The sequence below is a fragment of the Agromyces litoreus genome (assembly GCF_040496015.1).
Classification (GTDB): domain Bacteria; phylum Actinomycetota; class Actinomycetes; order Actinomycetales; family Microbacteriaceae; genus Agromyces; species Agromyces litoreus.
Map to the genome: position 1 here is coordinate 22,428 of NZ_JBEPKA010000010.1, position 17,136 is coordinate 39,563.

The following is a 17,136-nucleotide window of genomic DNA, read 5'->3' on the forward strand; positions in this document are numbered from 1 at the left end:
GGACCGACCGCCCCTCGTCTCGATCGTCGACCCGTCGACCCTCCGCCCGATCGGGGTCGTCGACGGGCTGGCTCGATCGGGCCGGTTCGGGGTCAGCGTAGTACGCGACCCGGCCTCCCCCCGGGACCGCGTCCGCCGCTCCTGCAAGACTGGGGCCATGGACCCGGTGACGGCACTCGAGGAGATCGCGACCCTGCTCGAGGTGCAGCTCGCCTCGCCGTTCAAGGCGAAGGCGTTCCGGCGGGCGGCCGGGGTGATCGGCCCGCTGTCGGAGGACGAGCTGCGGGCCCGTGCCGCCGACGGCCGCCTCAAGCGCACGCCCGGCATCGGCGACTCGAGCCTCGGCGTGATCGTCGAGGCGCTCGACGGGACGGTCCCCGCGTACCTCGCGGACCTCCGAGAGAAGGCCGGGGTCGAACGCGCGACCGGCCTGCGCGCGCTGCTGCGCGGCGACCTGCACGCGCACTCCGAATGGTCGGACGGCACGACGAGCATCGCGACGATGGCGCGTGCCGCGGCATCCGCCGGCTTGGAGTACTTCGCCCTGACCGACCACTCCCCGAGCCTGAGGGTCGCGAACGGCCTGTCCCCGGAGCGGCTCGAGTCGCAGCTCGAGATCGTCGGCGCGCTGAACGCCGGGCTCGGCGAGGGGCTCGACGATGCCGACGAGCGCGACCGCGGCGACCTGGGCGTCCGGATCCTGACCGGCATCGAAGTCGACATCCTGGAGGACGGCTCGCTCGACCAGGAGCCCGGGCTGCTCGACCGACTCGACGTCGTCGTCGCGAGCGTGCACTCGAAGCTGCGTGCGCCGCGCGACGTCATGACCGAGCGGATGCTGCGCGCCGTCCGCGACCCGCGCATGAACGTCCTCGGCCACTGCACGGGACGGCTCGTGCAGGGCTCGCGGGGGACCCGGCCGCAGTCGGCGTTCGATGCCGACGCGGTCTTCGCGGCGTGCGCCGAGCACGACGTCGCCGTCGAGATCAACTCCCGGCCCGAGCGGCAGGACCCGCCCGACGACCTCATCCGCATCGCGCTCGACGCCGGCTGCCGGTTCTCGATCGACAGCGACGGACACGCCCCGGGCCACTTCGGCTTCCTCGCCCTCGGCGCGCAGCGCGCGGAGGCCGCCGGCATCCCTCCCGAGCGGATCGTGACGACGTGGGACGTCGACCGGCTCCTCGGATGGGCCGGGTCGAAGAAGCGCTAGGCGCCCCGCTCGAGCAGCCAGTCGACGGCCTCCGGCACGACGCGGAGGACGGCGACGTGCCCGTCGTCGAGTCGCATCCACAGGCGCGCGTCCGGCAGCGCGGCGACGAGTCGCACGGCGTGGGATCGCGGGATGACGCGGTCGCGCTCGCCGTGGACGAGGAGCGCGGGAGCGCGCACCTCGCCGAGGTCGACGCCCCAGTCGCGCGTGAACGACACGTCGTCGTCGACGAGGCCGTCCGGGCCGAACTGCTCGGCCCGCCCCGCGTCGCGGCCGACCGCGCCCCACTCGCCCCGGAGCGCGTCGAAGTCGGCCTCGATGAACTGCCCCGGGTCGAAGTCGTCCGTCTCCGCGAAGCGCATCCGGTCCTCCCTGGAGCGCGCGGCGGAACGCAGCGCCTCGGGGCCGTGCATGCCGGCGAACCAGTCGTCGCCGCCGTCGTACGGCGCCGGGCTCGCGAGCACCGCGACCGCGGTCACGCGATCGGGCAGGAGACCGGCGCACGCGAGCGCGTGCGGTCCCCCGCCGGAGTACCCGAGTGCGGCGAAGCGGTCGATCCCGAGCGCGTCGGCGATCGCGGCGACGTCCGCGGCGACCGACGCCACGTCGCGGCCCGGGCGGGCCGTGGAGCCCCCGTAGCCGGGGCGCGCGAAGGTCACGAGCCGGACGCCGCGCGCCCGCGCGGCGGCGACGAGCGGCTCGAGCGGCTCGCCCGTGTGCGGTGACCCGGCATGCCAGATCACGGTCGGCGCCGGGGCGCCGACCTCGGCCGGCGGGTCGACGACGACCGCGCGCACGACGCCGCCGTTCGGCGACGGCACGTCGAGCGTGGCGACCCCGTCGATGTCGGCGTCGTCCGGTTGCGGGGCGACCCCGGTTATCGCTCGACCGCCTTGCGGTCGCCGCCGCGCGTCGCGAGCGAGCGCAGCCAGAGGAACACCAGGACGGCGACGACCGCCACGATCGCGAGCTTCACGATGAACCACAGCACGCTGAAGACGAGGTCGACGAGGATCCACGCGATCACGACGGCAGCGATCACGCCGAGGACGGTCCACACGGTTCGGCTCATCCTCCGAGCCTAACCGCGCCGACCGACGCCGACCTGCGGGTCACCGCTCGCGCGGCGCCCGGGTCGACCAGAGCGCCCACGCGATGAGCAGCGGCTGGAACCAGAGCCGCGCGAACCGGGCGCGATCGGTCGTGAGCCCGAAGGCGTCGCGGTGCTCGCGCCACTGCGCCACGTTCCCGGGGAAGACGGCCGCGAAGAACGCCGCCGCGATCGCGCCGACCCGCTGGCGCTCGCGCGGCAGTGCCACGAGCGCGGCGCCCAGTCCGACCTCTGCGACGCCGGAGCCGACGACCACGGCGTCCGCATCCATCGGCACCCACGTCGGGACCTGCGCGCGGAACTCGCGCCGGGCCCAGGTGAGGTGGCCGACGCCGGCGACGACGAGGCCGACGGCGAGCGCCCATCGCGCGAGCGTCCGCGCGGGCGTGGAGGCGGGAACGGGCGGTGTCCGGGTCATCCCGCGAGCCTACGCGCCCCGGTCGGCTCGGGTCAGCCCTGCACGCGCCCCGAGGCGGCGGCGATGCGCTTCAGCAGCGGCGGCCGGGCGACCATCCACGCGAGGACCATCACGACGACCGAGAGCGCGAACACCACGAAGCCGAGCCAGTCGTCGGCGTCGCGCGCCGTGTACATCTGGTTGAGCTTGCGCAGGGCCCCGGTCGTGAAGACGAGGACCACGTGCACGAACGTGAACGCGAGGAAGAAGAGCATGACCGGGTAGTGCACGGCCCGGGCCATCCGCTCCGTCGACGGAGATGCGAGACGACCCTCGACGGGCCAGGCCGACGACAGCCGGAGGCCGGTGAGCAGGGCGAGCGGCGCCGCGACGAACACGACGGCGAAGTACGCCAGCTGCTGGAGCGCGTTGTAGACCACCCATGAGTCCTCGACCGGCCACTCGAGCGACGCGTACTGCAGCCCGGCGGAGATCGCGTTGGGCACGACGGCCCAGTCGGTCGGCACGATGCGCAGCCACTGGCCGGTCGCGAACAGCAGCACGACGTAGCTGACGCCGACGAGCACCCAGAGCGCATCGAGCCACAGGTGGAACCAGAGCCAGATGCCCATGCGGCGCGGCGGGCGCTTCGTGCGCGGCCACCGGGTGTTGTCGCGGGTCCAGAACCCCGGCGGGCGTCGCCGGCCCCGCAGTTCGAGGCCGGTCTTCACGAGCAGCACCAGGAAGAACGCGTTGAGGAAGTGCTGCCATCCGAGCCAGGCGGGGATGCCGACGTGCGTGCCCTCGGGCGGCGGGACCACACCCGGGTACGCGGCGATGAAGTCCTCGACCGCGGCCACGCCGCGGAGCAGGCGCGCCACGACCACGACGAGCGCGACGACGACCACGGCGATCGCGGTGCCCTGCAGCACACGGCGCCGCTGCGCCTTCCACCATTCGGCGACGCGAGCGGACGTGGTCGGGCTCGTGCTCATGGCGGCGTCGGATCCCTCTCGAACGGGGTGCCGGCGGGGCCGGCAGCGGGGCGCCACGGCGGGGCGCGGCGCGGAACGGCAGGATCGACGATAGCGCCCCGCGCTGGGAGGGCGTGCCGCAGCCCGAAACACCGCGTCGCGCGGAGCGCCGCCGGGTGCGGCCCGCGCGCCTGCCTATGCTGGCCCGGTGATGCGCGAACTGGTGGACGGGGCGCGGACGCTCGGTCGGGGCTTCGGGTTCTGGCGCCGCGATCCCGGCGTGATGCTCCTCGGCCTGGTCCCGGCGGCGATCGTGTTCGCCGCCCTCGTGTGGGGTCTCGTCGCGCTCGGCGCGACCCTCCCCGGTCTCGTCGACCTCGCCACGCCCTTCGCCGACGCCTGGGTCGAGTTCTGGCGGCTCGCGTTCCGCACGCTCGTCGCGGTGGTGCTGTTCGCCGGCGCCGCGGTGCTCGCGATCGTCACGTTCACGGCGCTCACGCTCGTGGTCGGCGACCCCTTCTACGAGCGGATCTGGACGGCCGTCGAATCGGATGCGGGCGGCGAGGCGCCCGGCGAGGCGCCCGGTTTCTGGTCGGGCGTGGGCGGCGCCGCCGTGCTGCTCCTGCAAGGCCTCGCGTCGGCGGCGATCGTCGGGCTGACGGGACTGCTCCCCGTGGTGGGCACCGCCGCGGCCGCCGCGCTCGGCGTCGTGCTGACGGGCCGGATCCTCGCGCGCGAGCTCACGGCGCGGCCGCTCGACGCGCGCGGGCTCGACCGGGCCGCGCGGCGCGCGCTCCTGCGCCGTCATCGGTGGCGCCTGCTCGGGTTCGGCGTCGCGACGCAGCTCTGCTTCCTCGTGCCGCTCGGCGCGATCGCGACCATGCCGGCGGCGGTCGCCGGGGCGACCCTGCTCGCCCGGCGGATGCTCGCGGACGAGTCGATCCCGGCGGATCTCGCATCGGGTGCATCCGAACCGCGGTGATCGCCCGAAGTAGGTGGTGACGGGGCAACCGCCCGTCGCATGGACTGCGGATGCCGCGGGGTCCGGCGGGTCCCCCGCGGCATCCGCGTTCCCCATGGCGGTGCGCCCCGCTCAGCGGCCGAGCACCTCGTCGACCCACTCGGGCACGAGCCGGCTCGCCGGGCCGAGGCGGGTCTCGCCGAAGAACGGCGTGATCTCGCTCTCGGCGAGGTTCAGCTCCAGCGTCGCCGCGCCGACGGCCGCCGCCGTAAGCACGAAGCCGGCCGCGGGATGCACGGCGCCCGAGGTGCCGATCGCGACGAACGTCTCGCATCCGGCGAGCGCGTCGTCGATCTCGTCGAGGCCGTACGGCATCTCGCCGAACCACACGACGTCGGGCCGCAGCGCCGCGGAGCCGCACACGGGGCACGGCGGTCCCGGCAGCAGGTCGCCCGGAGCGTCCGGCCGCGCCTCGCACGCGAGGCACCGCGCGCGACCCAGCTCGCCGTGCATGTGGAGCACCCGCGTCGACCCGGCCCGCTCGTGCAGGTCGTCGACGTTCTGCGTGACGACGAGGAGTTCGTCGCCGAGCTCGCGCTCGAGCGCGGCGAGGCCCGCGTGCGCGGGATTCGGCATGACGGATGCCACGGCGCGGCGACGCGCGTCGTAGAACCGCTGCACGGTCTCCGGGTCGGCCTCGAACGCCTCCGGCGTCGCGACGTCCTCGACGCGGTGGCCCTCCCAGAGCCCGCCGGCGTCGCGGAACGTCGCCACGCCGCTCTCGGCGGAGATGCCGGCGCCGGTGAGCACCACCACGCGCGGGCGCCCGCTCACGTCGACGCCTCCGGCGCGTGGCCCCGGTAGACGAGCACGCGCGTCGGACCGAACGGGAAGGACGGCACGCGGACCAGCCGTGACTCGTCGACGACGAATCCGGCGGCGTCGATGGCCTCGCCCGTGTTGCGATCCCAGTGGCAGCCGTGGCACCAGCGCGCACTGAACGGGGTCACGGCGCGCTGGATCCCCCGCTTGAACGTCCCGGTCGGGGCGGCGACGTGGTCGACGAAGACGACCTGCCCGCCCGGCCGGAGCACACGGCGCACCTCGGCGAGCGCGTCGCGCTGGTCGGTGACCGAGCAGAGCACGTAGGTCGCGACGACGGCGTCGAGTGAGGCGTCGGGCAGCGGGATCCGCTCCGCGACCGCGTCGAGCGGCTCCGCCCGGTGCTGCCACTCGCGGGCGCGCGTGGCGAGCTCAGTGCGGCGCTCGGCGTCGGGTTCGAGCCCGACCCACTCGACCTCGTGGTGGAACGCCCCGAAGTTCTCGCCCTCGCCGGCGCCGAGCTCGAGCACGCGGCCGCGGACGTGTCCGATGGCCGCGCGCTCGAGGTCGTCGAGGTCGTCGTCGCTGATGAGCGGCGGCTGGGAGGGAGCCATGCCGTCATGCGACCACGCGGCGGCGGGATCGTCAAGCGGCGGCGTCGACGCGGCAGGATGGTCCGCATGACCTCCCTCGACGACGTGCGCGCCGCCTCCGCGGCGTTCGCCCGGGCCGCCGCCGCCACCGATCCCGACGCCGCGGTGCGCTCGGAGATCTGGACGACGGCCGGGCGCATCGTCGACCACCTCGGCAACATCCAGCACTGGGTGACCGAGGTCGTGCGAACGGGCGAGCGACTCGATCGACGCGAGTACCGCCGTCCGGCCGAGGCGGAGCCCGTCGCCTGGTTCCGAGACGGCGCGGACGAGCTCGTCCGCGTGCTCGGGGCCGCCGACCCCGAGCGGATCGTGCCGATCCTGTACGGCGCTGCCGGGCCGACGCGGTTCTGGCCACGGCGCATGGCGCACGAGGCGACCAAGCACCTGTGGGACCTCCGCACGGCGACCGACGACGATCCGCGGTTCCCGGTCGAGGTCGGCCCCGCGGGCGCGGCCGACGTGATCGACGAGTTCGGCGACGTGTTCATGGCGGAGGCGCGGCGGCGCGGGATCGAGGCGCTCGCCGGCCCGGTCGCCCTGGTCCCGGACGACGCCGACGACGCGTGGCGCGTGAGCCCCGACTGGCGCCTCGAGCGGTTCCGCCACGACGCCGTCGCCGGGGCGGATGCCCCCGCGACCGCCACGATCCGGGCCTCGGTCGGCGACCTCGCGCTCCTGCTCTGGGAGCGCGCCGACCTCTCGGCGCCGGACGGCCGGTTCCGCGTCGACGGCGACCGCGCACTCGCGACGACGTTCGCCACGACGCCCGTGCACCTCTGAGCAGGCGCGGGCCGCTGCCGCTCGTTCGCGCAGGGTTCTTCCGGCGGACACCCGACCGGCCTACCGTGGGCGGCATCCGGAATCGCCAGCAGAGGAGCTCGCATGTCCACGAGACGTCCCGACCGTTCCCGCCCCGCGTATCGCGCCCCGCTCGTCGTCGCCTCGGCCGCGGCGATCGCGCTCGGCGCCGGGGCCTTCGCCGCGCCCGCGCAGGCCGCTCCCGGCGGGACGCCCGGCGCGGCCGACACCCTGCGCGTCGCGACCTACAACCTGTCGCTGAACCGCAACGCGCCGGGCCAGCTCGTCGCCGACCTCTCGACGGGCGCGAACGCGCAGGCGCAGACCGTGGCCGAGATCATCCAGCGCGCGAACCCCGACGTGATCCTGCTCAACGAGTTCGACTACGTGCCCGACGGCGTGGCGGTCGACCTCTTCCGCGAGAACTACCTCGAGGTGCCGCAGGGCGGTGCCGAGGCGATCGAGTTCCCGTACGCGTTCGTCGCGCCCTCGAACACGGGGATCGCGAGCGGGTACGACCTCAACAACAACGGCGAGGTGGTGACGACGCCGCTCACCCCCGGCTACGGCGACGACGCGCTCGGCTTCGGCCAGTTCGAGGGTCAGTACGGCATGGCCGTGCTCTCGAAGTACCCGATCGACGACGACGCGGTCCGCACGTTCCAGCACTTCCTGTGGAAGGACATGCCGGGCGCGCTGCTGCCCGACGACCCGGCCACCGAGGCGCCCGCCGATTGGTACTCGGCGGAGGAGCTCGCGATCCTGCCGCTCTCGAGCAAGTCGCACTGGGACGTACCCGTCGAGGTCGGCGGCCGCACCGTCCACGTGCTCGCGTCGCACCCGACGCCGCCGACGTTCGACGGCGCGGAGGACCGCAACGGCCGTCGCAACCACGACGAGATCCGCTTCTGGGCCGACTACGTCAGCCCGGGCAAGGCCTCGCGTTACCTGTACGACGACGACGGCACGTCCGGCGGGTTGAAGCCGGGTTCGTCGTTCGTGATCCTCGGCGACCAGAACGCCGACCCGGTCGACGGCGACTCGACGGATGACGCGATCCACCAGCTGCTCGGACACCCGCGGATCACCGACCCGATGCCGATGTCGGCGGGCGCCGTCGAGGCGACCGAGCTGCAGGGCGGCGCGAACCTCGCGCACGAGGGCGACCCGGCGACCGACACGGCCGACTTCAACGACAACCCGGCCCCGGGCAACCTGCGCGCCGACTACGTGCTGCCGTCGAAGGACCTCCGCGTCGTCGATGCGGGCGTCTTCTGGCCGGTCTCGTCCGACCCGCTCTCGGCGCTGACGGGCACGTTCCCCTTCCCGTCGAGCGACCACCGGCTGGTCTGGGTCGACCTGCGCGTGCACGGCTGACCCCGACCACACGCGCGTGGCCCGTCCCCGAGGGGGCGGGCCGTCGCCGTGCCGCCCGGTGCCCGCGGATGCGCCGGTCAGCCCGCCGATCCGCCGATCGCATCGAGGGTCGCGTCGAACCAGGCGCGCGTGCGCGCGTCCTGGTCCACGAACCAGTCGCCGGAGTAGCGACGGGGCACCGCCTCGACGATCATCAGGATGGCGAGGTACGCGGCCCAGAGCCTGGCGCGCTCGACCGCGCCGTCGCCCTCGAGCGGGGAGCGCCCGGTGCCGGCCAGGTACCCGTCGCAGAACGCGGCATCCGCGAGGATCGCCTCGGGGACGGGCGTGAAGAGGGCGAGCGACGCGAGGTCCGCGGTGGGGTCGGCCCACATCGCCCGCTCGTGGTCGACGAACCCGCTGATCCGCTCGGCGCGGTCGCCGTCGCCGTCGTCGAGCAGCACATTGCCGTCCCACAGGTCGAAGTGCACGAGGGTGGGCCGGTGCACGGAGTCGAACGCCGACGCCGCCGCGGCCAGCCGATCGCGGACCTCCGCCACCGGACGGCCGAGGCCGACCTCGAACCGTCGTGCATCGGCGAGCGCCGCGTCGACGAGGCAGAGGTACCCCTCGCGCGCCGACCTCGCCTGCAGCTCCGGGCGATGGGGGTACCCGAACCGGACGCCGTCGACCCGCGCTCCCGCGAGGTGCATGGCGCCGACCGCGCGCCCCAGTCCGTCGCGCGGGACGCCCCCGACCCTCGGGGCGCCGGGGAGCTCGGTCATGACCAGGGCGTCGCGCCCGCGCACCGCGAACTGCTCCAGCGGGACGGGCTGCGCCACCTCGGGGGTCGCGAGCGCCGCGAGCGCGAGTGCCTCGGTCGGCAGCAGCGCGCGCTCATGGCTCAGTCCCCCGCCGTCCGCCGGGGCGAGCTTCGCGACGACGCGGGTGCCGTCGTCCAGCGTCACGATCGCGACCTCGTTGGCCATGCCGCCCCCGAGCCTCGCCACCCCTGCGACGTCCCGACCGCGTCCGTTCGCGAACCGGCGCGCGACGGCGTGCATCTCCGGCGTGGCGGCGGGCTGGTCGGGTTCCACGCGGCCACGCTATCCGCGCAGGCCGCCCGGGTCGAACGCGCTCAGGCCGCGCCGGGCAGGCCAGGACCGAACCGGTCGGGCACCGCCCTGATCACGCCGGGGAGCCACTCGTGCACCTCGGGCCACGCCCGGGCGGTCGGCAGGCGCCGGATGAGCCCCGCGAGCGGCTGGTCGCCGGGCTCCCACGGCAGCACGCGGCTCGGCGAGGCGGCCGCGACGACGCCGAGCCACCAGTGCATCCAGGTGCCCTGCAGCGACTCGGGCTCCAGGACCACGTAGTAGTCGGGCACGCGGATGCCGTGCCGCGCGACCTGGTCGATCACCTGCTCGATCTCGAGCTGCAGCACCCCGAGGGTCGACCGCTCGTCGTAGAACTCGACCCATGCGGATGCCACGTGCCCGAGCGGGTCGCGGTCGTGCACGACGAACGGGGCCCGCGAGGTCGTCGACCACGTCGCGACCTCGGCGTCGGTGGCCTCCGTCATCTCGGCGAACGTCGCGCTCTCGACGTTCGCGAGGCCGGCGAGGGACCCGATCGCAGCGGTCGACTCCTCGCCGACGACGACCAGTGTGGTGCTGCCCGGTGCCTCCATTTCCGGATCATACGTCCGGCCGAGCGGGGGCGGGGAGGGCCGTCATCGGCTCGTCGCACGATCGTTCCGCGATCGCAACACGCGGGTGTCGCCGATGTGCGCGCCCGCGCTGCGGCGTCAGGCGCTGCGGTCGAGCGCGGCCCCGGCGAACGGGACGAGCCCGGCGCGGACCTCGTCGAACGGGGTGCCCGCGACGGTCCGCACGCCCCATCCGCCGTCGATCCGGTCGATGCGCGAGATCGAGAGGTTGTCGAGCTTCGGGTAGCTGCGCGGCTCGTGGCCGCTCAGCTCACCGAGCACGTGGCGGATGAGCGTGCCGTGCGCGACCGCGAGCACGCGCGCGCCGGCGTGATCCGCCGCGATCCGGTCGAGCGCACGCACGCCGCGCGGCCCGACCTCGTGCTCGGGCTCCTTGCCGGGGAACTCGCGACCGGGCCACCGCTCGTCGATCTCGGCGACGAACGTGCCCTCGGCCGCGCCGAAGTCCTGCTCGACGAGGTCGACGTACTCGCCGGCGACGGGTAGGCCGAGGCCCTCGGCGAGGATGGCGGCGGTCTCCCGGGCCCGGCCGAGCGTCGAGCTGACGACGAGGTCCCAGTCCGCCGCGTCGAGCTCGGCGACGGCGGCGGCGGCCTGCGCGCGACCGGTGCCGTTCAGCGGGATGTCGGTGCGGCCCTGCATGAGCCCGTCGAGGTTCCAGTCGGTCTGGCCGTGGCGGATGAGGGCGAGCTGCATGCCCACCAGCCTAGGCGGGCACTGCTGGACGGATGCCGGGGGGCGTGCCGGGCGGGTCGTGCCGGCCCCGCTGGGCGGCGCGGAGTCGTGCGGGCATCGTCGCACGACCCCTCGACGGCCGGCCCGCCGGCTCGGTACCGTGACGCCCGGAGAGGAGCACCATGGGCATGCTCGCCGCAGACCTGTTCATCACGCTCGACGGCGTCTACCAGGCGCCGGGCGGGCCGGACGAGGACCCGTCGAACGGCTTCGGGTTCGGCGGCTGGCAGGCGCCCTACGCCGACGAGGTGTCGGGGCGGGTGATCGGCGAGGGCATCGACCGCTTCGACGCGCTGCTCCTCGGCCGCCGCACCTACGACATCTTCGCGGGGTACTGGCCCTTCGTCGACCCCGACGATCCGATCGGCAGGAAGCTCAACGCCGTCCCGAAGTTCGTCGCGTCGCGCACGCTCGCCGACCCGACGTGGACCGGCACGACGGTGCTGACGGATGTCGCGACGGAGGTCGGCGCGATCAAGCGGGAGTTCGACGAGGTCCACGTGATCGGCAGCGGCGAACTCGTGCGGAGCCTGCTCGAGCTCGACCTCGTCGACCGGCTGAACCTGTACGTCTACCCGATCGCGTTCGGCACCGGCAAGCGCCTGTTCGGCGGCGGCACGCTCCCGGCGGCGTTCACGCTGGCGCAGCCGCCGATCGCGTTCCCCAAGGGGGCCGTCGCGCTCGTCTACGACCGGGCCGGCGTGCCGGAAACCGGCATCGACATCGACCCGGATCGGCCGGAGCCGGGCGGGGCCTGAGCCGGCAGGGCCCTGAGCCGGCCGGGAGCGCGACCGCTCGGCTCAGGGGCGGTCGAGCTCCTGGAACAGCGTGAGCTGGAGCCCGGCCGGCGCCCGGAGCCGCGCGTTGACCGAGCGCCACGGCGTCTCGCGCGCAGATGCCTCGAGCTCGGCGCCGGCCGCGACCAGGTCGTCCGCGACGGCGGGGGCGTCGTCGACCTCGAGCGCGACGCGGATCCGATCGCTGCGCCCGCCGTCGGTCTCGACGCGGTCGATGAAGCGCACCTGCGCCGGGTTCGAGAGCTCGAGCGTCGCGCGGCCGGCGTCGAGGATCCGGACCTCGGCGCCGTCGTCGCCGCTGTAGGCCTCCTGCTCCGGCATGCCGAGCGCGTCGCGGAAGAAGGCCAGGGCCGCCTCGAAGTCCTCGGCCTCCACGACGAGTCGCAGCTGCCGCACGCGCCCCGCTCCGGCCCCCTCGCCCGCGTCCGCGTGCGTGCCGTCCGTCATCCCGCTCCTCCTTCGTCTCCGCCCCGGAGCAGCCCCCGCAGCGCCTGGATCGTGTCGGCCTCGCCCGCGCCCTTGTCGTCGCGGTAGCCCTTGACCCGGGCGAAGCGCAGCGCGATGCCGCCGGGGTACCTGCGCGAGCGCTGGACGCCGTCGATCGCGATCTCGACGACCGTCACCGGCTCGACGAAGACCGTGCTCGCGGTGCGGCGCGTCTCGATCTCGGGGAAGTGCTCGGTCTGGAAGCGCAGCAGCTCGTCGGTGAGGCCCTTGAACGTCTTGCCGACCATCACGAAGCCGCCGGGGGCCCCGAACTCGCCCTCCGGGTCGCGGGCGCCGAGGTGCAGGTTCGAGAGCCACCCCTGGCGGCGCCCCGATCCCCATTCGGCGGCGAGCACCACGAGCTCGTAGGTGAGCACGGGCTTGACCTTGATCCAGCTCGCGCCGCGGCGGCCGGCCGCGTACGGCGCGTCGACGCCCTTCACGACGACGCCCTCGTGACCCGCGGCGAGGGCCTCGCGCGCGACGCGCTCGGCGACGTCGGCGTCGTCGGTCACCTCGCCGGGGATGCGGTACGCGCCGGTCACGCGCTCGAGTTCGCTGCGCCGCACGCCGAGCGGTTCGTCGATGAGGTCGCGGCCGTCGACGTGCAGCACGTCGAAGAACCACGGGTGCAGTTGCACCTCGCGCGCCGCGTCGGCGCCGAAGCGGGACATCGTCTCCTGGAACGGTCGCGGCGCGCCGGACTCGTCGAGCGCGAGGGTCTCGCCGTCGAGGATGAGCCGGGTCGCCGGCAGGCCACGCACGACCTCGACCACCTCGGGCACCCGGTGCGTGATGTCGGCGAGGTTCCGCGTGAAGACGCGCACGTCGTCGCCCGACCGGTGCACCTGGATGCGGGCACCGTCGAGCTTGACCTCGACGGAGGCCTCGCCGACCTGCTCGAGCGCCGCGGTCGCACTCGGCGCCGTGCCGGCGAGCATGGGCAGCACCGGACGGCCGACCACGAGCCCCACGGCGTCGAGGTCGCCCGGCGCGCCGGTCAGGGCGATCCGGGCGGTCTCGCCGAGGTCGCCCGAGAGCATCGCCGCGCGTCGGACGGCCTCGCCAGGGCGGTCTGCGGCGCGGGCGATCGCGTCGGTCAGCACGCCCGCGAGGGCTCCGGTGCGCAGTTCGCCGAGGATGACGCGCGAGACGAGGTCCTGCTCTCGGGCCGTCGCCCGGGCCCCGAAGTCGTGCAGGACGGCGGCGCGCTCGGCGCCGGAGCCGCTGCCGGTGGCCGCCGCGAGCCGGTCGAGCATCGCGTCGACGTCGAGGATCGTGAGCGTGGCGTCATCGGCCGGCTCCCCCAGCCCGCCCTGCAGCGTGCGCCAGCCGACGCCGAGGCGCCCCTGCCGGGGCGTCGCGGTGAGGAAGCCGACCGCGGGCAGGATCTCGGCGGGCTCGAGCCCGCCGAGCAGCCCCGCGAGCGCGTCGACCTTCGCCAGCCGGGAGCGGGTCGACGCGACCCGTTCGAGCGTCGAGACGAGCTCATCGAGCAGCACGCGACCATCGTCGCATCCGCCGCCGACAGCGGCTCACACGCCGATCGTCAGCGCCGCCGTGTACCCGGTCGACGCCGAGCCGGACATCGAGGCGACCTGGTGGATCCCGCCGTCGTCGCCGAAGACGTTGTCGCTCGCCAGGCTCACCCGCGCGACGTTGCGCACGCTCTGCTCGTAGCCGGCCGTGGCGTAGACGGCCGCGTTGGCCTCCTCGGGCAGCGCGATCTGCGACGTCTTCACGATGGGCCCCGAGGCGACGGCGTTCTCGACGTCGGCGTAGACCTCGAAGTGGATGTGCGGCCAGCGGCCGCTGTAGCACGCCGGGTAGATCGACGTGAAGGTGACCGTGCCGGAGTCGTCGGTCGCCTGCACGCCGCGCAGGTAGTTCACGTCCTCGAGTCCCGGGCTGTAGAGCGAGTAGTTCCCGTCGCGGTCGCAGTGCCAGAGGTAGACCCCGGCCCCCGCCAGCGCGCTGCCCGTCGCGGCGTCGCGCACGGTGAGCCGGATGGTCAGCGGCAAGCCCTCCGCCACGACGGACGACGTGCCGAACGCCGAGCGGATGTCGCTGCGCACGATGCCCGAATCGTCGAGCACGTTCACGCCGTTCGACCCGTCGCCGGGGTACGGCCCCGCGGTCTCATCGGGGACCTCGTCGACGGCGCCGCCGCCCGCGGCATCCGTGGCACTCGGCGAGGCCGAGGCGCCGGCCGATCCGGGTGACGCTGCCTGGCTCGCCGCGGTCGAGGCCGGGTCGTCGGCGATGCCGCACGCGGCGAGGAGCGACGTCAGCCCGACCCCGCCGAAGATGCCGAGCGCACGTCGCCGGTCGATGAGCGTGCGGATGTCGTAGGTGAGCCCGCGGTGGTCCTCGTCGATCTCCGCCCCGTTCTCGTCGATCCAGCGCGGGTCGGCGGGCGGGATGCCGGTGCCGGTCTCGTCGTGCGCTCGCGCCATGGGTCATCTCCTCGCGTCGTGCCGGCCCGGGGGTCGGGATGCCGGCGTGCGCTCCACGATGCGGCCCGATCCTGTCGATCGGCCATGCGGTCCCGATGCGCCGGCCATGCGTTCCCGGTGCGCCGCCTGTTCCGGAACGCGACGCGCGACCGCCGGACGGTACGCGAGGCCTCCGCCGATCGGCGAGAATCGTCGGGTGCCCCTCTTCTCCCGCCGGACGGTCCCGGTCGACGACGCGCTGCCCGTGCCGCGCCTCGTCGAGATCGGCGAACCCGAGCGCGAGTGGATCGACGCGCACGTCGCGCTGGTGGCCGACGCCGGTGCCGACCCCGACGCCATCGAGGAGGTCGCCGCGGTGTACGAGCGCTGGGCGGCAGGATGGCGGCGCATCAATCCGCCCGAGCGGGACGACCCGACGATCATGGTCAACGCCCTCGGCACCGCGTTCGGGGAGTACGTCGCCCGGCGGACGGGCCTGTCGTGGCGCCTGGCCGAGCACGCGACCGGACTCGAGCTGGCGCTCTACCAGTCGCGCGGCCAGGTCCTCGTGAACCCGATCGGCGTCGTCGACGAGCAGTGGCGCGAGGAGCAGACGACCGGCGCGTTCCTCGTGGAGCACGCGGAGCGGCTCACCCAGGCGCGTCGCCTCGTGCAGACGCCCGACCGCCGTCGCCGCTGACCGCTCGTCCGCCCACGGCCGCGGCGCGTCGCGCGCCGCGCCCGCCGTTCCAGCGAGATGACGCGAATCGCGGTTCCCCCACCTCCCTGCAGCGATCTGCGTCATCTCGCCGGACCATCGGGCGGCGGGTGCGAGGATGAGCGGATGGCAGGCGGCATCCGCTACTCGGACGACACGGGCGAGCTCGATCGGGCCCGCGTGCACGAGTGGCTCTCCGAACACGCGTACTGGGCCCTCGGCCGACCTCGCGCGGTGCAGGATGCCGCGATCGACGGGTCGTGGAACTACGGCGCGTTCGACGCGGGGACCGGCGAGCAGCTCGGGTACGCGCGCATCGTGACCGACGGCGTCACCTTCGCCTGGCTGTGCGACGTGATCGTCGCACCCGAGGCGCGGGGCGGCGGGGTCGGCGTGGGCCTCATCGGCTTCGTCGTCGAGCGCCTCGAACCGCTCGGGCTCAAGCGGATCGCGCTCGCCACGGGCGACGCGCACGATCTCTACGCGCGCTTCGGCTTCGAGCCGCTCGCGCGCCCCGACCAGTGGATGGTCCGCGGCGCCAACGCGGTCGAACCCGCGCCCTGAGCCGGGCACGCACGGATGTCGGCGGCCGGCGCTACCGTTCCCGACATGGACGCACGTGCGCGCGGCCGCGAGCGTCTCGCCACGGCGGCCGCCGACCTGATCGACCGACCCGACGTCTCCGTCGGGCGCATGTTCGGGTCCGAGGGCTATTCGGTGCGGGGCAAGCTGTTCGCGTTCGTCGAGCGCGGCGGCGACCTCGTGGTGAAGCTGCCCGAAGCGCGCATCGCCGAGCTCGCGCTGCAGCCGATGGTGATGCGCGGGCGTCCGATGCGGGAGCGGGCGGTCGTGCCGTGCGCGCGCGAGAGCGAATGGTCGTCGATCGCGGGCGATGCGTTCGCGTACGTCGACGAGCTCGCCCGCTGACCCGATCGCGGTGCGACGCGGTCACGCGACTCGGCGCCGCGCCGCCTCGACCGGCGTTCAGGACGGTCTCCTATCCTCGTCGGGTGCCCACTCCCGCCTCCGTGCTCGCCGCCCCGGCCCGCGTCCTCGACGCGGCCGACTGGCGCGACCGCGAGCGAGCGCACGCCGATCGGGCCGACGCGCTCACGGCGGCGCACCGGGAGCGCCGGGCGCGAGGCGAGCGCCATCCGATCGAGGACTTCCTCTTCACCTACTACTCGTACTCGCCGTCGCTGCTCGGGCGGTGGCACCCCGGCGCCGGCGTCGAGCTCGCGGATGCCGCGGGCACGCCTCGCGCCGACTGGCGCTGGTACGCGCCGGGACGCAGCCCGCGCGGCCTCCTCGTCGACGACGCCGCGATGCGCGCCGAGAAGCGCCCGATGCTGCGCGCCGTCCAACGGATGCTGCGGTTGACCGCCGCACGACCCGCGCAGTTCGGGTGCTTCGGACTGCACGAGTGGGCGATGGTCTACCGGCAGCGCGAGCACCGCCATCCGGTGCCCCTCCGGCTCGGCCAGGCCGCGACCGACGACGTCGTCGACGCGCACGACCTGCGGTGCACGCACATCGACGCGTTCCGGTTCTTCACGCCCGACGCGACGCCCCGCAATCGCTTCGCGCCGACCCGGGAGACCCAGCCCGAGCTCGAGCAGCCCGGGTGTCTGCACGCGAACATGGACGTCTACAAGTGGGCGGTCAAGCTCGGACCGCTCGTGCCCGGCGGACTGCTGCTCGACGCGTTCGAGCTCGCGCGCGACATCCGGTACCTCGACATGCAGGCCTCGCCGTACGACATGGAGCCCTGGGGCGGCGAGCCCGTGCGCATCGAGACCGCCGACGGCAAGGCCGAGTACGTGCGCCGGCAGCGCGGGTTCGCCGAGCGGGCGAACGTGCTCCGCGGCCGCATCCTGGCCGCGCTCCCCGACGTCGCGGCGGACGCGCGGCGGCCCGGCCCTGACGCCTGACCCCATGTCGCGCGGTC

Annotated in this window: 21 protein-coding genes; 9 read left to right on the plus strand and 12 right to left on the minus strand. The window is 74.6% G+C overall.

All coding sequences use genetic code 11. The features are described from left to right. The first annotated feature begins 157 nt into the window (after nt 1-157). Nucleotides 158-1,213, plus strand: a complete 1,056-nt coding sequence (locus ABME01_RS09085) for a PHP domain-containing protein (protein ID WP_353828075.1) — start codon at nt 158-160, stop codon at nt 1,211-1,213. Here the strand turns inward: ABME01_RS09085 and ABME01_RS09090 are convergent. Genes ABME01_RS09090 through ABME01_RS09105 form a run of 4 tightly spaced genes read right to left on the minus strand, consistent with a single transcriptional unit; the run spans nt 1,210 to nt 3,716 of the window. After that, entirely contained in the window at nt 1,210-2,034 is an 825-nt protein-coding gene (locus ABME01_RS09090) for an alpha/beta fold hydrolase (RefSeq protein WP_353828076.1), read from the minus strand. The genes ABME01_RS09085 and ABME01_RS09090 overlap by 4 nt on opposite strands. A gap of 56 nt (nt 2,035-2,090) precedes the next feature. Continuing rightward, nucleotides 2,091-2,285 (minus strand): hypothetical protein, encoded by a 195-nt coding sequence (locus ABME01_RS09095; protein ID WP_353828077.1) that lies wholly within the window; start codon nt 2,283-2,285, stop codon nt 2,091-2,093. 40 nt (nt 2,286-2,325) lie between these two features. Continuing rightward, entirely contained in the window at nt 2,326-2,742 is a 417-nt protein-coding gene (locus ABME01_RS09100) for a DoxX family protein (RefSeq protein WP_353828078.1), read from the minus strand. Between the two features lie 32 nt (nt 2,743-2,774). Then, nucleotides 2,775-3,716 carry a cytochrome b/b6 domain-containing protein gene (locus ABME01_RS09105; protein WP_353828079.1) on the minus strand — a complete coding sequence of 314 codons (942 nt, stop codon included), beginning with the start codon at nt 3,714-3,716 and terminating at the stop codon, nt 2,775-2,777. A 190-nt stretch (nt 3,717-3,906) separates the two neighbouring features. Between ABME01_RS09105 and ABME01_RS09110 the strand changes: the two genes are divergently transcribed. After that, nucleotides 3,907-4,677: an EI24 domain-containing protein gene (locus tag ABME01_RS09110; protein ID WP_353828184.1), complete on the plus strand. Its 771-nt coding sequence runs from the start codon at nt 3,907-3,909 to the stop codon at nt 4,675-4,677. Nucleotides 4,678-4,788: 111 nt separating this feature from the next. On the opposite strand, the gene ABME01_RS09115 is transcribed toward ABME01_RS09110, so the two are convergent. Both ABME01_RS09115 and ABME01_RS09120 read right to left on the minus strand, forming a co-directional pair. Further along, nucleotides 4,789-5,490: an NAD-dependent deacylase gene (locus ABME01_RS09115; protein WP_353828080.1), complete on the minus strand. Its 702-nt coding sequence runs from the start codon at nt 5,488-5,490 to the stop codon at nt 4,789-4,791. After that, entirely contained in the window at nt 5,487-6,092 is a 606-nt protein-coding gene (locus tag ABME01_RS09120) for a class I SAM-dependent methyltransferase (RefSeq protein ID WP_353828081.1), read from the minus strand. The genes ABME01_RS09115 and ABME01_RS09120 overlap by 4 nt, the downstream gene beginning before the upstream one ends. A gap of 66 nt (nt 6,093-6,158) precedes the next feature. Here ABME01_RS09120 and ABME01_RS09125 point away from each other — a divergent pair, with 66 nt between their 5' ends. Together ABME01_RS09125 and ABME01_RS09130 are read left to right on the plus strand one after the other, a co-directional pair. Then, nucleotides 6,159-6,914 carry a maleylpyruvate isomerase N-terminal domain-containing protein gene (locus ABME01_RS09125; protein ID WP_353828082.1) on the plus strand — a complete coding sequence of 252 codons (756 nt, stop codon included), beginning with the start codon at nt 6,159-6,161 and terminating at the stop codon, nt 6,912-6,914. Between the two features lie 102 nt (nt 6,915-7,016). Next, nucleotides 7,017-8,309, plus strand: a complete 1,293-nt coding sequence (locus ABME01_RS09130; RefSeq protein ID WP_353828083.1) for an endonuclease/exonuclease/phosphatase family protein — start codon at nt 7,017-7,019, stop codon at nt 8,307-8,309. 77 nt (nt 8,310-8,386) lie between these two features. Here ABME01_RS09130 and ABME01_RS09135 read toward each other — a convergent pair whose 3' ends face one another. The 3 genes from ABME01_RS09135 to ABME01_RS09145 all read right to left on the minus strand — a co-directional run bounded on the left by ABME01_RS09135 (nt 8,387) and on the right by ABME01_RS09145 (nt 10,713). Next, entirely contained in the window at nt 8,387-9,385 is a 999-nt protein-coding gene (locus ABME01_RS09135) for a phosphotransferase family protein (RefSeq protein ID WP_353828084.1), read from the minus strand. A gap of 41 nt (nt 9,386-9,426) precedes the next feature. Continuing rightward, a complete protein-coding gene (locus ABME01_RS09140; RefSeq protein WP_353828085.1) occupies nt 9,427-9,978 on the minus strand; it encodes a hypothetical protein in 552 nt (183 codons plus the stop codon). Between the two features lie 117 nt (nt 9,979-10,095). Further along, the gene (locus ABME01_RS09145) at nt 10,096-10,713 is read right to left on the minus strand and encodes a histidine phosphatase family protein (protein ID WP_353828086.1); all 618 of its coding nucleotides are present in this window, start codon (nt 10,711-10,713) and stop codon (nt 10,096-10,098) included. A 161-nt stretch (nt 10,714-10,874) separates the two neighbouring features. Between ABME01_RS09145 and ABME01_RS09150 the strand changes: the two genes are divergently transcribed. Then, nucleotides 10,875-11,510: a dihydrofolate reductase family protein gene (locus ABME01_RS09150; RefSeq protein ID WP_353828087.1), complete on the plus strand. Its 636-nt coding sequence runs from the start codon at nt 10,875-10,877 to the stop codon at nt 11,508-11,510. A gap of 42 nt (nt 11,511-11,552) precedes the next feature. Here the strand turns inward: ABME01_RS09150 and ABME01_RS09155 are convergent, their stop codons facing one another. Genes ABME01_RS09155 through ABME01_RS09165 form a run of 3 tightly spaced genes read right to left on the minus strand, consistent with a single transcriptional unit; the run spans nt 11,553 to nt 14,491 of the window. After that, entirely contained in the window at nt 11,553-11,996 is a 444-nt protein-coding gene (locus ABME01_RS09155) for a VOC family protein (protein ID WP_353828088.1), read from the minus strand. After that, the gene (locus ABME01_RS09160; RefSeq protein WP_353828090.1) at nt 11,993-13,537 is read right to left on the minus strand and encodes an ATP-dependent DNA ligase; all 1,545 of its coding nucleotides are present in this window, start codon (nt 13,535-13,537) and stop codon (nt 11,993-11,995) included. The genes ABME01_RS09155 and ABME01_RS09160 overlap by 4 nt, the downstream gene beginning before the upstream one ends. A gap of 33 nt (nt 13,538-13,570) precedes the next feature. Continuing rightward, nucleotides 13,571-14,491, minus strand: coding sequence for an intradiol ring-cleavage dioxygenase (locus tag ABME01_RS09165; protein WP_353828091.1), 921 nt, complete (start codon nt 14,489-14,491; stop codon nt 13,571-13,573). Between the two features lie 196 nt (nt 14,492-14,687). On the opposite strand from ABME01_RS09165, the gene ABME01_RS09170 reads away from it, so the two are divergent. The 4 genes from ABME01_RS09170 to ABME01_RS09185 all read left to right on the plus strand — a co-directional run bounded on the left by ABME01_RS09170 (nt 14,688) and on the right by ABME01_RS09185 (nt 17,119). After that, on the plus strand, nt 14,688-15,170 hold the full coding sequence (locus ABME01_RS09170) for a DUF3806 domain-containing protein (protein ID WP_353828092.1): 483 nt from the start codon (nt 14,688-14,690) through the stop codon (nt 15,168-15,170). A 144-nt stretch (nt 15,171-15,314) separates the two neighbouring features. Continuing rightward, a complete protein-coding gene (locus ABME01_RS09175; RefSeq protein ID WP_353828093.1) occupies nt 15,315-15,752 on the plus strand; it encodes a GNAT family N-acetyltransferase in 438 nt (145 codons plus the stop codon). Nucleotides 15,753-15,797: 45 nt separating this feature from the next. Next, nucleotides 15,798-16,115: a hypothetical protein gene (locus ABME01_RS09180; RefSeq protein ID WP_353828094.1), complete on the plus strand. Its 318-nt coding sequence runs from the start codon at nt 15,798-15,800 to the stop codon at nt 16,113-16,115. An 83-nt stretch (nt 16,116-16,198) separates the two neighbouring features. Beyond that, nucleotides 16,199-17,119 carry a 3-methyladenine DNA glycosylase gene (locus ABME01_RS09185; protein WP_353828095.1) on the plus strand — a complete coding sequence of 307 codons (921 nt, stop codon included), beginning with the start codon at nt 16,199-16,201 and terminating at the stop codon, nt 17,117-17,119. The last annotated feature ends 17 nt before the right edge of the window (nt 17,120-17,136 follow it).

Bases quoted from the DNA above. Each gene is read 5' to 3' on its own strand.
- ABME01_RS09085 (WP_353828075.1), top strand. From the start codon at position 158: ATGGACCCGGTGACGGCACTCGAGGAGATCGCGACCCTGCTCGAGGTG.
- ABME01_RS09095 (WP_353828077.1), bottom strand. From the start codon at position 2,285: ATGAGCCGAACCGTGTGGACCGTCCTCGGCGTGATCGCTGCCGTCGTG.
- ABME01_RS09100 (WP_353828078.1), bottom strand. From the start codon at position 2,742: ATGACCCGGACACCGCCCGTTCCCGCCTCCACGCCCGCGCGGACGCTC.
- ABME01_RS09105 (WP_353828079.1), bottom strand. From the start codon at position 3,716: ATGAGCACGAGCCCGACCACGTCCGCTCGCGTCGCCGAATGGTGGAAG.
- ABME01_RS09110 (WP_353828184.1), top strand. From the start codon at position 3,907: ATGCGCGAACTGGTGGACGGGGCGCGGACGCTCGGTCGGGGCTTCGGG.
- ABME01_RS09120 (WP_353828081.1), bottom strand. From the start codon at position 6,092: ATGGCTCCCTCCCAGCCGCCGCTCATCAGCGACGACGACCTCGACGAC.
- ABME01_RS09125 (WP_353828082.1), top strand. From the start codon at position 6,159: ATGACCTCCCTCGACGACGTGCGCGCCGCCTCCGCGGCGTTCGCCCGG.
- ABME01_RS09130 (WP_353828083.1), top strand. From the start codon at position 7,017: ATGTCCACGAGACGTCCCGACCGTTCCCGCCCCGCGTATCGCGCCCCG.
- ABME01_RS09140 (WP_353828085.1), bottom strand. From the start codon at position 9,978: ATGGAGGCACCGGGCAGCACCACACTGGTCGTCGTCGGCGAGGAGTCG.
- ABME01_RS09145 (WP_353828086.1), bottom strand. From the start codon at position 10,713: ATGCAGCTCGCCCTCATCCGCCACGGCCAGACCGACTGGAACCTCGAC.
- ABME01_RS09150 (WP_353828087.1), top strand. From the start codon at position 10,875: ATGGGCATGCTCGCCGCAGACCTGTTCATCACGCTCGACGGCGTCTAC.
- ABME01_RS09155 (WP_353828088.1), bottom strand. From the start codon at position 11,996: ATGACGGACGGCACGCACGCGGACGCGGGCGAGGGGGCCGGAGCGGGG.
- ABME01_RS09165 (WP_353828091.1), bottom strand. From the start codon at position 14,491: ATGGCGCGAGCGCACGACGAGACCGGCACCGGCATCCCGCCCGCCGAC.
- ABME01_RS09175 (WP_353828093.1), top strand. From the start codon at position 15,315: ATGGCAGGCGGCATCCGCTACTCGGACGACACGGGCGAGCTCGATCGG.
- ABME01_RS09180 (WP_353828094.1), top strand. From the start codon at position 15,798: ATGGACGCACGTGCGCGCGGCCGCGAGCGTCTCGCCACGGCGGCCGCC.